Origin of the sequence: Thalassovita autumnalis (assembly GCF_001458255.1) — a bacterium.
Lineage (GTDB): Bacteria > Pseudomonadota > Alphaproteobacteria > Rhodobacterales > Rhodobacteraceae > Thalassobius > Thalassobius autumnalis.
The window spans coordinates 18,589-33,355 of the sequence record NZ_CYSB01000040.1 but is presented as its reverse complement, the minus strand read 5'-3'; the positions used below and the strand labels follow the sequence as shown (position 1 = coordinate 33,355).

The 14,767-nt window shown below is 60.1% G+C and carries 12 protein-coding genes and 2 tRNA genes; 8 read left to right on the top strand and 6 right to left on the bottom strand.

Annotated features, from left to right (window positions below; translation table 11 throughout):
• Window positions 1-20: 20 nt before the first annotated feature.
• On the bottom strand, window positions 21-1,025 hold the full coding sequence (gene paaA, locus TL5118_RS16885; RefSeq protein ID WP_058244033.1) for a 1,2-phenylacetyl-CoA epoxidase subunit PaaA: 1,005 nt from the start codon (window positions 1,023-1,025) through the stop codon (window positions 21-23).
• 238 nt (window positions 1,026-1,263) lie between these two features.
• On the opposite strand from paaA, the gene TL5118_RS16880 reads away from it, so the two are divergent.
• Window positions 1,264-2,028: a sulfite exporter TauE/SafE family protein gene (locus TL5118_RS16880; RefSeq protein ID WP_058244032.1), complete on the top strand. Its 765-nt coding sequence runs from the start codon at window positions 1,264-1,266 to the stop codon at window positions 2,026-2,028.
• A 5-nt stretch (window positions 2,029-2,033) separates the two neighbouring features.
• On the opposite strand, the gene TL5118_RS16875 is transcribed toward TL5118_RS16880, so the two are convergent.
• Window positions 2,034-2,795: an IclR family transcriptional regulator gene (locus TL5118_RS16875; RefSeq protein WP_058244031.1), complete on the bottom strand. Its 762-nt coding sequence runs from the start codon at window positions 2,793-2,795 to the stop codon at window positions 2,034-2,036.
• A gap of 119 nt (window positions 2,796-2,914) precedes the next feature.
• Between TL5118_RS16875 and TL5118_RS16870 the strand changes: the two genes are divergently transcribed.
• The 7 genes from TL5118_RS16870 to TL5118_RS16840 all read left to right on the top strand — a co-directional run bounded on the left by TL5118_RS16870 (window position 2,915) and on the right by TL5118_RS16840 (window position 11,008).
• Window positions 2,915-3,622, top strand: coding sequence for a 3-oxoacid CoA-transferase subunit A (locus tag TL5118_RS16870; protein WP_058244030.1), 708 nt, complete (start codon window positions 2,915-2,917; stop codon window positions 3,620-3,622).
• Between the two features lie 5 nt (window positions 3,623-3,627).
• Complete coding sequence (locus TL5118_RS16865; RefSeq protein WP_058244326.1) at window positions 3,628-4,317, top strand: 3-oxoacid CoA-transferase subunit B; 690 nt, start codon at window positions 3,628-3,630, stop codon at window positions 4,315-4,317.
• A gap of 17 nt (window positions 4,318-4,334) precedes the next feature.
• A complete protein-coding gene (gene pcaF, locus TL5118_RS16860) occupies window positions 4,335-5,537 on the top strand; it encodes a 3-oxoadipyl-CoA thiolase (protein ID WP_058244029.1) in 1,203 nt (400 codons plus the stop codon).
• A 151-nt stretch (window positions 5,538-5,688) separates the two neighbouring features.
• Window positions 5,689-6,792 carry an NAD(P)/FAD-dependent oxidoreductase gene (locus tag TL5118_RS16855; RefSeq protein WP_058244028.1) on the top strand — a complete coding sequence of 368 codons (1,104 nt, stop codon included), beginning with the start codon at window positions 5,689-5,691 and terminating at the stop codon, window positions 6,790-6,792.
• A 15-nt stretch (window positions 6,793-6,807) separates the two neighbouring features.
• Window positions 6,808-7,155, top strand: a complete 348-nt coding sequence (locus tag TL5118_RS16850) for a RidA family protein (protein WP_058244027.1) — start codon at window positions 6,808-6,810, stop codon at window positions 7,153-7,155.
• A gap of 124 nt (window positions 7,156-7,279) precedes the next feature.
• A complete protein-coding gene (locus TL5118_RS16845; protein WP_058244026.1) occupies window positions 7,280-7,888 on the top strand; it encodes a carboxymuconolactone decarboxylase family protein in 609 nt (202 codons plus the stop codon).
• 330 nt (window positions 7,889-8,218) lie between these two features.
• Window positions 8,219-11,008: a bifunctional aconitate hydratase 2/2-methylisocitrate dehydratase gene (locus TL5118_RS16840; protein ID WP_058244025.1), complete on the top strand. Its 2,790-nt coding sequence runs from the start codon at window positions 8,219-8,221 to the stop codon at window positions 11,006-11,008.
• A gap of 84 nt (window positions 11,009-11,092) precedes the next feature.
• Here TL5118_RS16840 and TL5118_RS16835 read toward each other — a convergent pair whose 3' ends face one another.
• The 4 genes from TL5118_RS16835 to TL5118_RS16820 all read right to left on the bottom strand — a co-directional run bounded on the left by TL5118_RS16835 (window position 11,093) and on the right by TL5118_RS16820 (window position 14,396).
• Window positions 11,093-12,460 carry an MATE family efflux transporter gene (locus TL5118_RS16835; protein WP_058244024.1) on the bottom strand — a complete coding sequence of 456 codons (1,368 nt, stop codon included), beginning with the start codon at window positions 12,458-12,460 and terminating at the stop codon, window positions 11,093-11,095.
• 139 nt (window positions 12,461-12,599) lie between these two features.
• Window positions 12,600-12,674: transfer RNA gene (locus TL5118_RS16830), tRNA-Gln, on the bottom strand.
• Window positions 12,675-12,863: 189 nt separating this feature from the next.
• A tRNA-Gln gene (locus TL5118_RS16825) sits at window positions 12,864-12,938 on the bottom strand.
• Between the two features lie 75 nt (window positions 12,939-13,013).
• Window positions 13,014-14,396, bottom strand: coding sequence for a mechanosensitive ion channel family protein (locus TL5118_RS16820; protein WP_058244023.1), 1,383 nt, complete (start codon window positions 14,394-14,396; stop codon window positions 13,014-13,016).
• Window positions 14,397-14,767: the final 371 nt, after the last annotated feature.

Here is a 14,767-nt window from a genome sequence, read left to right as displayed (position 1 = left end):
GATATATCGGTAAGGGCGGCTTACTCAGCCGCTTGCTGTGCAGCCAATTTGGCGGCGCGTTTTTTCTCGGCGTGTGCCATCAGGCCTTCACGGACCCAGGCGCCATCGTCCCAGGCCTTGTTGCGGGTCGCCATGCGGTCCTGGTTGCAGGGGCCGTTGCCTTTCAGCACGTCAAAGAACTCGCCCCAATCGGGTTCGGAGAAGTCGTAGCCGCCTTTTTCTTCATTCCATTTGAGGTTCTCATCCGGAATGGTCAGGCCCAGGAATTCGGCCTGCGGCACGGTCTGGTCCACAAACTTCTGGCGCAGCTCATCGTTGGTATTGATCTTGATCTTCCACGCCATCGACTGCGCCGAATGGACCGAGTCCTTGTCCGAGGGGCCGAACATCATCAGCGACGGGTACCACAGGCGGTTCAACGCATCCTGCGCCATCTTCCTCTGCTCAGGGGAGCCCTGCGCCATCTTCATCACGATGTCGTAGCCCTGACGCTGGTGGAAGCTCTCTTCCTTACAGATGCGGATCATCGCGCGGGAATAGGGACCGTAAGAGGTCCGCTGCAGCGGCACCTGGTTCATGATCGCGGCCCCATCGACCAGCCAGCCTACGGCACCGATATCGGCCCAGTTCAGCGTGGGATAGTTGAAGATCGAGGAGTATTTGGCGCGCCCGTCCAGCAGCTGTTCGGTCATCTCATCACGGGTGATGCCCAGGGTTTCGGCGGCGGAATAGAGGTAAAGGCCATGGCCCGCCTCATCCTGCACCTTGGCCAAAAGGATCGCCTTACGCTCCAGCGTGGGCGCGCGGGTGATCCAGTTGCCCTCGGGCAGCTGGCCGACGATTTCGGAATGTGCGTGCTGACCGATCTGGCGGATCAGGGTTTTGCGATAGCCCTCGGGCATCCAATCGCGCGGCTCAATTTTGATGTCAGCATCAATTTTGTCCTGAAAGGCCGCCTCGTCAGGCGTCATCTCTTCGCGCGACTTAGCGCCGGAGCCGGTGGATTTGACCATTTGCGCGTACATGGCAGGGACCTCCCAGAATGGCCTTTGGGGCCGATATGATTGTCTTTTGGTCGCGGTGCCGTTGTTCGGGCAAAGCTGACCGTACGGTTAGGGATAGTACGGGCGACGATTCGAGGCAAGAAAAATGTTACCTTTTGTGATGATGGAGCTTGAAGGTGTAACGTATTGCCGATGTTGCGGGTATGTCTGTGATTGGGTATGCAAAGGTATACCAATCTTCAAAGATCGAGCTTTTGCGATGCCAGACCTGCTGTTGACCCTATTGCCTGCGGACCTGTCGCTTTGGACGGCAGGGGTGCTGGTCGCGTCGAGCTTTGTCACCTCAGCCATTTCCGCGGCCTTCGGGCTGGGGGGCGGGCTGGTGATGCTGGCCCTATTGGCAGCAACCCTGCCGCCGGCGGCGCTGATCCCGGTGCATGGCTGGGTTCAGCTGGGCTCAAACGTGGCACGGGCTGCCATGATGTGGCGCAACATTCAGTGGGCGTTGGTGCCGGGGTTTGTGATCGGAACCGTGGCCGGTGTGGCACTGGGCGGGCAGATCGTGGTCAGCCTGCCTCCCGCCTACATGCAGTTGGCCGTGGGGCTGTTTACCCTCTGGACGCTTGTCGCAACGCCGCCACGCTGGCTGCGCTATGCCGGTTGGCTGAGCGGGTTGGTGTCCAGCTTTCTGACGATGTTCTTCGGTGCCACCGGCCCGTTTGTGGCGGCCTACCTGAAGCCACGCAAAATGGCGCGGCATGATCAGGTGGCGACCCATGCGATGTTCATGACCTTTCAGCATGGGCTGAAGGTGGCGATGTTCGGCATTTTGGGTTTTGCGCTGGCGCCGTGGATCGGCTTCATCCTAGCGCTGGTTCTGTCCGGTGTTGCAGGCACCTGGGCTGGCAAGCTGATCCTCAGCCGGATGAGTGACCGCGGGTTTCACCGGGTGCTCAGCGTGGTTCTGGCGCTGGTGGCGCTGCGGCTGGTCTATATGGCGGGCCGGGCCTTGCTGGCCGGGTGAGCGGATCAGTTCAGAACCCGTTTCAGACTGTCCTGCACCTTCAGCAGGGCCGGCAGGTAGGCGCGCACAATTTCCTGCTGGTCTGGTGAGGTGGCGGCCGTGCCGATGTTCAGCGCGGCAATGGTCTGATCGCGGTGGTTCAGCACCGGCACGGCAAGCGACCGCAGGCCCGGCTCCACCTCCTGATCAACCAATGCGTAGCCCTGATGACGTATTCTGGCGCATTCCTGCAGCAGGCTGGGAATGTCGGCCAGGCTTTGTGGTGTGCGCGGGCTGAGGTCTGTCTGCTCGAGCAGCGTGCGGGCCTCGGCCTCAGGCAGGGCAGCCAGGAGCACCCGCCCCATGGAGGTGCAATGGGCCGGCAGCCGTGAGCCCGGCATCAGACCAATGGACATCAGCCGTTTCTGCGCTGCCCGCGCGATATAGACAATCTCATCCCCTTCAAGGATTGAGACGGAGCAGCTGTGACCAATCTGTTCGGACAATTGATCCAGCCAGGGTTGAACCACCTGTGGCAGCGGCATGGAGGACAGCGCCGCCAGACCAAGGCGCAGAACACGCGGGGTCAGGGCAAAGAACTTGCCGTCATAATCGGCATAGCCTTCGTGATGCAGCGTCAACAGGCAGCGCCGCGCGGTTGCGCGGTCCAGCCCGGTTTGGGCTGCCACCTCTGTGATGGTCAGACGCGGGGCATCGGCGCTAAAGGCTTCGATCACGCGCAAGCCTTTGGCGAAAGAGGCGATGGTATCGGTTGGTTTGTTCACCATGCGCACAGAAATTCACGTGATGTGAACAAATGTCAAGATGCGCACAAATCTGTTGGAAACCGACCATGGGGTCGGTTTAGCTCTGGTCTATCGCGGGCAAACGGATCTAAGGACATTCTATGGATAAACAGGTTGCAACTCTGGCCGAAGCGGTCGCAGGCATTCCCGATGGGGCCAGCGTGATGATTGGCGGCTTTGGCGGCTCCGGCGCGCCAATTGAGCTGATCCATGCGCTGATCGACAGTGGCGCGCGGGATCTGACCGTAGTGAACAACAACGCAGGCAACGGCCATGTCGGGCTGGCGGCGTTGATCGAACAGAAACGGGTGAAGAAGCTGATCTGTTCCTTCCCACGCTCAGCCGATCCGCGGGTCTTTACCGAAATGTACCTGGCCGGTGAGATTGAGCTGGAGCTGGTGCCGCAGGGCACGCTGGCCGAACGGATCCGTGCCGGTGGCGCGGGCATCCCGGCCTTTTACACGCCTACGTCTTATGGCACCGAGCTGGCGGCGGGCAAACCGACCGCCGAATTTGATGGCAAGCCTTATGTGCAGGAACGCTGGCTGAAGGCGGATTATGCCCTCATCAAGGCCGAGCTGGGCGATGCGATGGGCAACCTCAGCTACCGGATGGCGGCGCGGAACTTCAATCCTTTGATGGCGACGGCAGCGACCCACACAATTGCGCAGGTTTCGCGTGTGGTGCCCCTGGGCGGCATCGATCCGGAACAGGTGGTGACCCCAGGCATCTTTGTGAATTCCGTGGTCGCGGTGGCAGAGCCCGCACAGGAAGAAGCGTTGAACCGGGCGGAGGCCGTTTACCCATGAGCAAGATGACGATGGAACAATTGGCCGAAATTAAGTTGAGCAACGCCCAGATCGCCTGGCGCGCGGCGCAGGATATCGAAGACGGCGCCTATGTGAACCTCGGCATCGGCTTTCCCGAGATGGTGGCGAAGTTCCAGCCCGAGGGGCGCGAAGCGATCTTTCACACCGAAAACGGGGTGCTGGGCTTTGGTGAGGCCCCGGCGGCGGGTGAGGAAGACTGGGATCTGATCAACGCTGGCAAAAAGGCGATCACGCTGAAGCCCGGTTCGGCCTTCTTCCACCATGCCGATAGTTTTGCCATGGTGCGCGGTGGTCATCTGGATGTGGCCATTCTGGGCGCCTATCAGGTGGCGGAAAACGGCGATCTGGCCAATTGGTCTACCGGGCGTGGCGGCGTGCCCGCGGTAGGGGGGGCAATGGATCTGGTGCATGGGGCGAAACGGGTCGCCGTGCTGACCGACCATGTGACCAAGAAAGGCGATCCCAAACTGGTGGCCAGCTGCACCATGCCGCTGACGGGCGTCGGCTGCGTGACACGGATTTACACCTCACTGGCGGTGGTGGACGTCGAAGCCGGGCGATTTGTCCTGCGCGAAAAACTCCCCGTCATCACCATGGAAAACTTACAGGCCCTCACGGGGGCAGAGCTGACAACGAACGGGCCGGTGGGCGATTTGATCGCGCCGGATCTGTAACACAAGGGAAGAGAGACATGCAGGAAGCCTATATTTGCGATTACGTGCGCACTCCGATTGGTCGTTTCGGTGGGGCTTTGGCCTCGGTCCGGGCTGATGATCTGGGCGCTGTGCCGATCAAGGCGCTGATGGGCCGTCATGACATCGACTGGTCCGCCGTGGATGAGGTGATCTACGGCTGTGCCAACCAGGCTGGCGAAGACAACCGCAATGTGGCGCGGATGGCGGCCCTGCTGGCAGGTCTGCCGGAAACCGTGCCAGGCACCACGATGAACCGCCTTTGTGGCTCGGGCATGGATGCGGTGATTGCCGCTGCCCGCGCGATCAAATGTGGTGAGGCCGATCTGATCATTGCCGGCGGTGTTGAAAGCATGACGCGCGCGCCTTTCGTGATGCCTAAAGCCTCCACCGCCTTCAGCCGTGCCAATGAGGTTTTTGACACCACCATCGGCTGGCGCTTCGTGAACCCGCTGATGAAGAAACAATACGGTATCGATTCCATGCCGGAGACGGCGGAAAACGTGGCTGAGGATTTCAACGTTTCACGCGAAGATCAGGATGCCTTCGCCGTACGGTCGCAGCAAAAGGCAGGTGCTGCGATGGAAAACGGCCGGTTGGCCAAGGAAATCACCCCCGTTGTGATCCCGCAGCGCAAAGGCGACGATGTGGTGGTGGACAGGGATGAACATCCGCGCCCCGCGACCACGGTTGAAAACCTCGCCAAGCTGCGCGCGCCATTCCGTGAAGGCGGCTCGGTCACGGCGGGCAATGCCTCGGGCGTAAACGACGGGGCGGCGGCGCTGATCATTGCCTCAGCCGAAGCGGTTGAAAAACACGGGCTGAAACCGATTGCCAAGGTCCTTGGTGGCGCCTCGGTTGGTCTGGCCCCGCGCATCATGGGCTTTGGCCCTGCGCCGGCGTCGAAGAAGCTGATGGACCGTCTGGGCCTGACGCAGGAAGATTTCGACGTGATCGAGCTGAACGAAGCCTTTGCCAGCCAGGGTCTGGCGACGCTGCGCGATCTGGGCATTGCCGATGATGATCCGCGCGTGAACCCCAATGGTGGTGCAATTGCACTGGGCCACCCCTTGGGCATGTCGGGTGCCCGGATCACCGGATCGGCTGCGCTGGAGATGCAGCTGACAGGCGGCAAGCGGGCGCTGGCGACCATGTGTATTGGCGTGGGGCAGGGCATCGCGATCGCCTTGGAAGCCGTATGATCTGATCTGATCGGGGCGGGGGCGTTGCCCCCTCGGGCTACCGCCCTCACCCCCAGAGTATTTTGGGCAAGATGAAAGGGCGTCCCGGCTGCGGGGCGCTCTTTACTTTTGGCGCGGGCCGCGTTCCAGTGGCGCGAATAGGGAGGGCGCTATGCACGTTAAGGATTTTATTGTGATCGGCGGCGGCATTGCCGGGATTTCGGCGGCGGCCCATTTGGCGCGCCATGGCACGGTTGTGGTGCTGGAGGCTGAGGCGCAGCATGGCTACCACTCCACCGGGCGCTCTGCCGCGATATTTGTGCGCAACTATGGCAATGAGACCCTGCGTGCGCTGAACGCGGCCTCGGCCCCGGTGTTGGAAGCACCCGACGGGATTTCTGACAGCAGCCTCTTGTCGCCGCGCGGTGAGGTGATGGTCGCCACCGATGAAGAACTGCCTGTGTTTGAGGACTATATGGCGGGATCGGACGGGTTGGAGCGGTTAAGCGCGCAGCAGGTGGTGGAGCTGATCCCAATGATGCGTCCCGACCGGATTGCGGGGGCGATGATCGAATGGGATGCGCAGGACATTGATGTGGACCGAATGCTGTCAGGCTATCTGCGTCAGCTTCGCCATGCTGCAGGGTCCCTGGTGACCAAAGCGCGGGTTGGGGAAATGCGCCGCGCGGGTGGTGTCTGGACGGTGACGGCTGGCGGACAGCGCTATCAGGCCCCGGTGGTGGTGAACGCTGCAGGCGGCTGGGCTGGCGCGATTGGGCATATGGCCGGCGGGGTTGCGGTGCCTTTGACGCCTTACCGGCGCTCCGCCGCGATTGTGCCGGGGCCGGTGGGAGCGGATGTCATGGCCTGGCCGATGGTCTGTTCCGCCAGTGAGACCTGGTATGCCAAGCCCGAGGCGGGCAAGTTGATGGTCTCCCCAGCGGATGAGGACCCGGTTGAACCGCATGATGTCTGGGCTGAAGACATGGTGCTGGCCGAAGGGATCCATCGGTTTGAGCGGATGGTCACGCTGGAGGTCACGCGGGTGGAGCACAGCTGGGCGGGCATGCGCACATTCGTGCCGGATCGCAGCCCCGTTGTGGGCTTTGATCCACAGGCAGACGGGCTGTTCTGGCTGGCCGGTCAGGGCGGATATGGCGTGCAGACCGCCCCGGCCTTGGCGGCGCTGACAGAGGCGCTTGTCACCGGGTCTGATCCCGGGTTAGCTGCGCCCATCCTGTCGGCGCTGACGCCGCATAGATTTATCAAAGACTAACGGAGAGGCTTTCACATGGCTGAAATCATTCGCAAACACACCGGCGCCCGCATGAGCCAGATGGTGATCCATGGCGATACCATTTACCTGGCCGGTCAGGTCGGCACCGCGGGGGCTTCGGTCGCGCAGCAGACCCAGGATTGCTTGGATAAGGTGGATGCGCTGCTGGCCGAAGCAGGCTCGGACAAGACCAAGATCCTGTCGACCACCATCTGGATGGCCGATATGGCGGATTTCTCTGAGATGAACGCGGTCTGGGACGCCTGGGTGCCGGAAGGCCACGCCCCGGCGCGCGCCACTGGCGAATCCAAGCTGGCCACACCGGACTATCTGGTTGAAGTGATCGTGGTTGCGGCCAAGTAAGGCTGCGTTTGGATGCTGCTGGTTGGGCCCGTCGCGATGGGCCTAACCTCTCCTCACTGCTGAGGATCGACACCGCCCCTGTCGCCGCTAGCCTGACCGCCACGCGAGCGAAGGGAGAGGGACCATGGCTTGGATCAAGACAGTTGCCTATGAAGAGGCCGACAGCAAGCTGAAGCGACTTTATGATCGGGTCAAAGGACCGGATGATAACGTTGATAATATCATGATGATGCACTCGCTGCGGCCCCATTCGATGGAGGGGCATATGGCGATCTATAAATACGTGCTGCATCATTCGGGCAATACGATCCCTAAATGGTTTCTGGAGGTGCTGGGGGTCTGGGTCAGCCGGCTGAACGATTGCGACTATTGTGTTGAACATCACTTTGCCGGTTTGCAGCGCCTGCTGGCGGATGAACCACGCGGGCTGGCCATTCGGGCGGCGATTGAGGCGCGCGATCCCGCACAGGCCCCGCTGGATGCACGCCAAATCGCGGCAATGCATTATGCGCGGGCGCTGACGCGCGATCCCGGTGGTCTGCAAGAAGACAGTGTCATCGCCCTGCGCGATGCAGGCTGGTCCGATGGCGAGATTCTGGAGATCAATCAGGTCAGCGCCTATTTCAGCTACGCCAACCGCACGGTTCTGGGTCTGGGCTGTTCGACCAAAGGGGATGTGCTGGGCCTGTCGCCGAACAATTCTGCTGATCCGGACGATTGGAATCACAGCTAAGCCTTTTGGCGAAATCCATCCTCACAAGACCAGAAAGCGCCGCAATAGAAGTGTTGAGGCGTTTTGTCTTCTTTGGGAACGTGATAAACTCGGCTAACAGCACGCAGCCTGTACCCTTTTGGGGCCAGATGCATGTCCGGTGCCTGTATCCGGTCCCGACGATGACCGCGCCTTTTTTGTAGTGATTTGGCAGATCTGGTGGTCGAAGCGTTTGCACTTCGGAAGTATTTGGTATACAGCGGCATACAATAAGCCTGCCCCCAGCTTGCCACAGGGTTTTCGGACCCTTGTGGATTGGGCTTACGCTAACTTCAAATCGCTAGGAACGTCATGAGCTTGTACACCGACTACCTGAATGAGATTGCCACTCGTAAAGAGCAAGGTTTGAACCCCAAACCCATCGATGATGGCGCCCTTGTAAGTGAGCTCATCGCGCAGATCAAAGATCTGGGCAACGAACACCGCGCCGACTCACTGAACTTTTTCATCTACAACACCCTGCCGGGCACCACGAGTGCTGCGGGTGTTAAGGCCGCTTTTCTGAAAGAGATCATTCTGGGTGGGGCCTCGGTCGCAGAGATCACCCCGACCTTTGCGTTTGAACTGCTGTCGCACATGAAAGGTGGCCCCTCGGTTGAGGTTCTGCTGGATCTGGCGCTGGGCGAGGATGCAGCGATTGCTGCCGATGCTGCCGAAGTTCTGAAAACGCAGGTGTTCCTCTATGAAGCGGATACCGATCGTCTGGACGCCGCCTTCAAGGCTGGCAATGCCGTCGCCAAAGATCTGCTGGAAAGCTACGCCAAGGCCGAGTTCTTCACCAAGCTGCCAGAGGTCGAAGAAGAGATCAAAGTTGTCACTTATATTGCCGGTATCGGTGATATCTCGACTGACCTTCTGTCGCCCGGTGCCGAGGCACACAGCCGCGCGGACCGTGAACTGCACGGCAAATGCATGTGCTCGCCCGAAGATCAGGTGGCCATTCAGGAACTGCAGAAACAGCACCCCGATGCCCGCGTGATGCTGATCGCCGAAAAAGGCACCATGGGTGTGGGCTCGTCCCGTATGTCGGGTGTGAACAACGTCGCGCTGTGGACCGGTAAGAAAGCATCGCCCTATGTGCCCTTCATCAACATTGCCCCTGTTGTGGCCGGCACCAACGGCATTTCGCCGATCTTCCTGACCACCGTTGGTGTGACCGGCGGCATCGGTATCGATCTGGACAACTGGGTCAAGAAAACCGACGCCGACGGTAACGTGGTTGTGGATGAAGATGGCGAAGCCGTGCTGGAAGAGGCCTATTCGGTCGCCACCGGCACCGTGCTGACCATCAACACCAAAACCAAAACCCTGCAGGATTCAGACGGCAACGTTCTGAAAGACGTTTCGGCCGCGTTCACCCCGCAGAAGGTTGAGTTCATGAAGGCCGGCGGGTCCTACGCGGTGGTCTTTGGTAAGAAACTGCAGACATTTGCGGCCGCCGCACTGGGTCAGGACCTGAAATCCGCCTATGCGCCGTCGAAAGAGGTTTCGGTCGAAGGTCAGGGCTTGACCGCGGTTGAGAAGATCTTCAACCGCAACGCGCTGGGCACCACCCCGGGCGCCACGCTGCACGCCGGTTCGGACGTGCGCGTTAAGGTGAACGTTGTTGGCTCGCAGGACACCACCGGTCCGATGACCGCACAGGAACTGGAAGCGATGGCGGCCACCGTGATCTCCCCGTCGGTGGACGTGGGCTATCAGTCGGGCTGTCACACTGCATCGGTTTGGGACAAGAAGGCACAGGCCAACATCCCGAAACTGATGAAGTTCATGAATGACTTCGGCCTGATCACCGCGCGTGATCCGAAGGGCGAATACCACGCGATGACTGACGTGATCCACAAGGTGCTGAACGACATCACCGTGGATGACTGGGACATCATCGTGGGCGGCGACAGCCACACCCGTATGTCCAAAGGCGTGGCCTTTGGTGCAGACTCGGGCACCGTGGCGCTGGCACTGGCAACCGGTGAAGCGGCAATGCCGATCCCTGAGTCGGTCAAGGTGACCTTCAAAGGTCAGATGGCTGACCACATGGACTTCCGTGACGTGGTACACGCCACGCAGGCACAGATGCTGGATCAGCACGGTGACAACGTGTTCCAGGGCCGCGTGATCGAAGTACACATCGGCACCCTGCTGGCCGACCAAGCCTTCACCTTCACCGACTGGACCGCCGAGATGAAGGCGAAGGCCTCCGTCTGTATCTCCAACGATGAGACGCTGATCGGCTCGCTGGAGCTGGCGAAGAGCCGTATTCAGGTGATGATCGATAAAGGCATGGACAACGAGGCAGCGCTGCTGAAGGGCTTGATTGAAAAGGCCGACGCGCGGATTGCCGACATCAAATCCGGCGCCAACCCGGCGCTGAAACCCGATGCGGATGCCAAGTACTTCGCCGAAGTGGTGGTGGATCTGGATCAGATTGTTGAGCCGATGATCGCCGACCCGGACGTGAACAACGACGACGTATCCAAACGCTACACTCACGACACCATCCGACCAATCAGCTACTACAACGCTGAAAAGAAAGTGGATCTGGGCTTTGTAGGCTCCTGCATGGTGCACAAGGGCGACATGAAAATTGTTGCTCAGATGCTGAAGAACCTTGAAAAAGCCAACGGCAAAGTCGAGTTCAAGGCTCCTCTGGTTGTGGCCGCGCCGACCTACAACATCATCGATGAGATGAAGGAAGAGGGCGACTGGGAAATCCTGGAGCGTTACTCCGGCTTCACCTTTGACGACATGTTCCCGAAGGAAAAGGCCCGCACCGAGTATGAGAACATCCTCTATCTTGAGCGTCCCGGCTGTAACCTCTGCATGGGGAACCAGGAAAAAGCCGCCAAAGGTGACACTGTTCTGGCCACCTCGACCCGCCTGTTCCAGGGCCGTGTTGTAGGCGACCTGCCAGAGAAAAAAGGTGAGTCGCTGCTGGCCTCCACGCCGCTGGTTGTGCTCTCTGCCATTCTGGGCCGCACCCCGACCCTGGAAGAGTACAAAGCTGCGGTGGAAGGCATCGACCTGACTAAATTTGCACCGCCTCTGCAGGTTCCTGCTGGCGCCAAGTCGATGCACTTCTAAACCCCGTTTAGAGGTCTGAAACACAAAACCCTCCCCGGATCGGGGAGGGTTTTTTCGTAGGGTGCTGTGATTGAGGTCGGCGGCTTATGCCTTCGCTGCGCGCAGGCCACCGATTTCCTGACGTGCCACCCGTAGGGTGATGGCCAGGGCGATCAGCCACCCGGTGCTGACCGCAATACCGATGCCCAGCCAGACGCCCCAGACATCCATGCCGAAGACAGCGATCAGCAGCCAGCTGAAGAAGGCAACGCCAAACCCCTGCCGGTAGATCGAAATCCACAGCGTCCAGATCGGGCGTTTCATCGCCTGCAGGAAAGAGTTGATTGAAAACAGCATCATATAGACCACAAACAGGAAGCTATCGACGCGCAGATAGCTGTGGCCGATGGCAATGACCTCAGCATCATCGGTGAAGACAGACATGGCCAGCCCGCCGCCGAACCACAGGATGGGCGCCGCCCCAACGGTCATCAGGATCCCGGTCTTCCAACAGAACCACACGGCCTCGCGCACGCGGTCATGATCAGCAGCACCAAAGTTCTGCGCCGCGATGGGCAGCAGCGCGCCTGTCATACCCAGCACCGGCAGCAGCAGGATCTGTTCAATCCTGAGGGCGATGCCATAGGCCGCGATGGCTTGCCCGCCAAACTGGCTGAGCGCGAATTGCACCACAAAGCCTGAAAAGAACAACACCGTGAAGGACAGGGAGGTTGGCGCCATCTGCGCCAGAATCGCCCGGTAGGCCGCCCTATTGGGCCGCAGCTCGGACAGGCGGGCCGCCTGCATCACCCGCACCCGCAGCACCCCGCGCAGCACAAACAGCATGACGCCGGTTTGCGACAGGATGGTGGCCAGCGCGATACCGTTGAACCCCATGCCCGGGATCAGACCGGGAATGCCGTAGATAAACAGGGGATTAAGCCCGATATTGGCAAAAAACGCCCCCATCATCGCCCGCTGCATGGTCACGCTGTCACCATGGGCCTGCAGGATCCCGTTGCCGGAAAACGCCAGCAGGAACCCGGGCAGGGCCGCCAGCAGCCAATAGAAATACCCCGTGCCCGCATCGCGGTAGGCGCCGGGTTCAGACACCAGCTGGATCAGATAGGGCCCGATCAGGGCACCGATCCCAATCAGCAACACCGTGGTCACCGTGGCAAAGGACAGGCCCTGCATGATGAATTGGCGCGATTCCGCATCGTCTTTGCGACCGCGGGCGTTGCCCACCAGGGCCCCCATTGCCGACCCGATGCCAAAGCCCATCGACATCATGATGAAGAAGGCCTGAAACCCAATCGCCATCCCTGCCTGCGCATCGGTCGAAATCTGACCGGCGAAATAGACGTCAACAACGTTATAGAGGGTGGAAAACAGCATCCCCATCGCCGCAGGGACAGCCAGGGTTCGGAAATGGCCCGAGATCGGGCCGCGTGTCAGATCAATATCGCGCATGAATCCGCTCTACACCGATGCGCAAAGATGTCCAACAAATGCGATGATCAGCCGCCTGTGCAGCAACGCACCAAGCGCCGAATGTGCCCGCTCAGCCCGCGTAAGGCGCGGCGTAATGCATTGAGCTTCAAGGGGACGTTGGCTGGGGTGGTAGGATTCGAACCTACGATGCGCTGTACCAAAAACAGGTGCCTTACCACTTGGCTACACCCCAACGTGCGGCGGTGTTTAAGGAACCTTGGAGGCAGGTGCAAGGGGGGATGTGGAGATAGTGGTTCGGTTCAGTGAACTATCTTGATCCGGGCCTGAGAGGCCAAAGGCCGAATAATGCACATGCGCTGCTTACGTTAACCAACAGCAACAGCCATCGTATGCGGCACAATTCAGTCTGAGAGGAGGAAGTTGGCTGGGGTGGTAGGATTCGAACCTACGATGCGCTGTACCAAAAACAGGTGCCTTACCACTTGGCTACACCCCAACTTGTGAGCCGGTATTTAAGGAAGGCAGCGTGGAGGCGCAAGACCTCTTTTAAGAAAACGTGACAGTTTTTTTCTCACTCGCTTGGTGCGTGTTTCTCCAGCAGATCATCCCCCAATGTTTCTTGCCTTTCCTCCGCCACCATCTGGGACAGCGCGTCCTGATCGTGGGCATGCACATCGCGCAAATCTTCCTTAACCGTTGCGGCAGGCGGGGGCGCCACGGGGGATTTGGCGGAATCGGCGGCGGAATCAGATGCCGTGTCTGGGCTGGAGCCGGCCAGGTCAATCACCCGGTAGGTGGGTTCGGGCATGGCAATGCCGGATTCTGTGAATCGGTTTAGAATCAATCGGATGGATTCGGATTTTGCCGCCAGCAGGCCACTTTCGCGCTGATCGATCCAGGCGGTCATGCGCAGAGTGACGGTGCTGTCGCCGATTTCCTGGATCCAGGCCGAAGGGGCGGGCGTCTGCAGAGTGAAGGGCAGGGCGGCCAGGCTGTCCTCGGCCAGTCGCAGGGCCAGTGCCAGATCGCTGTCCGGTGCGACGCCCACGTCAAACAGGAACCGGCGTTCCGCGTTGCGGGTGAAATTGACGATACGGGATTTGAACACGGTCGCGTTTGGAATGCGGATGTGGTTGCCATCATAACTCAGCAGGATGGTGGCGCGGCTGGTCAGGCGGATGACCTTGCCCTCATCTCCGTTGATCTCAATCGTGTCGTTGGGGCGGAACGGCTGGCGGATCGACAGCATGATGGAGGCGATGAAGTTCTCCACCGTGTCACGTACCGCAAAACCAATCGCCAGACCGATGATCCCGGCAGCACCCAGAATGGTTGAGAGCAGTGCTGTGGCACCCAGAATGTCCAGCGCCAGCACTAGGCCCGCAATCAGGAAACCCAGCCGCACAACCGTGCGGTAGATATCGGCGATAAAAGCGTTTGGCGCCAGCCGGTCCCAGGGTTGGCGCACCCGCGCGATCAACAGACCCAGACCAAAGATCAGCGCAAAGGCCAGCACCGCCACAGCCAGCAGCGGCAGGTAGGCCACAACCTGTCCCATGCGCTGGCGGAACCGCTCCATCGCCGGGCTCAGCCGTTCGGCCACATCGGTGGTCTCCACCACGTCGTTGCGGATGGCGACTACGCCGTCGACGCGGGTGACCAGCTCACTCAGCGCCTCGGCCAGATCGCTGCTGAGGGTGGTGCCCTTCAACGTGACGATGCCTGAGGTGACTGTGACGGTGACATCCTCATAGCCGTCAAGCTCCCCCAGAATATCCCGGATCCGCACCGCGATTGCCGCGTCCTGAGTAGCGCTGTCTTCGACTGAGATCGGGCCGGAGGGTTGATCGGCCACCGGGGCGCTGCCGCTTTGGGCAACAGCGGATGTGGGGGCGGTCAGTGAAACGGTAGCAAGACAGGCCAGAGCAGCCAGTAAACGAAATAGCGCAGTCATCAGATCAATCAGCCAAGTGGGGCAAGCAGGAAAAATATGGCGCCAGCCTAAGCGGGCGCCTTATTGCGTGGCAAGCCTAGATCGTCTGCGACCTTAGGCTCAGGACCCATTAATGTTCCAACACCGGTTTGGCAGATTTTTAACCTGACAAGGAATATGGCCGTAGGAATAGTGATCTATTTCAAGTCCATATGACGCCGCTAAGTTCGAAAACCCGCGAAATCGAAGACGTCAAAATCGGTTCGGGCGCGTGCTCGGACCAGTGGCGCTTGCCCCCTCACTCTCAAGGGCGTGAGGTGCTTGAAAAGAGAGCCACTCTTTCCAGCGCACCTCAAACCATTGATATTTTGCGATTTTGGCGCCGGTGCAGA

Bases quoted from the DNA above. Each gene is read 5' to 3' on its own strand.
- TL5118_RS16865 (WP_058244326.1), top strand. From the start codon at position 3,628: ATGACGATGGAACAATTGGCCGAAATTAAGTTGAGCAACGCCCAGATC.
- TL5118_RS16855 (WP_058244028.1), top strand. From the start codon at position 5,689: ATGCACGTTAAGGATTTTATTGTGATCGGCGGCGGCATTGCCGGGATT.
- TL5118_RS16875 (WP_058244031.1), bottom strand. From the start codon at position 2,795: ATGGTGAACAAACCAACCGATACCATCGCCTCTTTCGCCAAAGGCTTG.
- TL5118_RS16835 (WP_058244024.1), bottom strand. From the start codon at position 12,460: ATGCGCGATATTGATCTGACACGCGGCCCGATCTCGGGCCATTTCCGA.
- TL5118_RS16820 (WP_058244023.1), bottom strand. From the start codon at position 14,396: ATGACTGCGCTATTTCGTTTACTGGCTGCTCTGGCCTGTCTTGCTACC.
- TL5118_RS16850 (WP_058244027.1), top strand. From the start codon at position 6,808: ATGGCTGAAATCATTCGCAAACACACCGGCGCCCGCATGAGCCAGATG.
- paaA (WP_058244033.1), bottom strand. From the start codon at position 1,025: ATGTACGCGCAAATGGTCAAATCCACCGGCTCCGGCGCTAAGTCGCGC.
- TL5118_RS16840 (WP_058244025.1), top strand. From the start codon at position 8,219: ATGAGCTTGTACACCGACTACCTGAATGAGATTGCCACTCGTAAAGAG.
- pcaF (WP_058244029.1), top strand. From the start codon at position 4,335: ATGCAGGAAGCCTATATTTGCGATTACGTGCGCACTCCGATTGGTCGT.
- TL5118_RS16880 (WP_058244032.1), top strand. From the start codon at position 1,264: ATGCCAGACCTGCTGTTGACCCTATTGCCTGCGGACCTGTCGCTTTGG.
- TL5118_RS16845 (WP_058244026.1), top strand. From the start codon at position 7,280: ATGGCTTGGATCAAGACAGTTGCCTATGAAGAGGCCGACAGCAAGCTG.
- TL5118_RS16870 (WP_058244030.1), top strand. From the start codon at position 2,915: ATGGATAAACAGGTTGCAACTCTGGCCGAAGCGGTCGCAGGCATTCCC.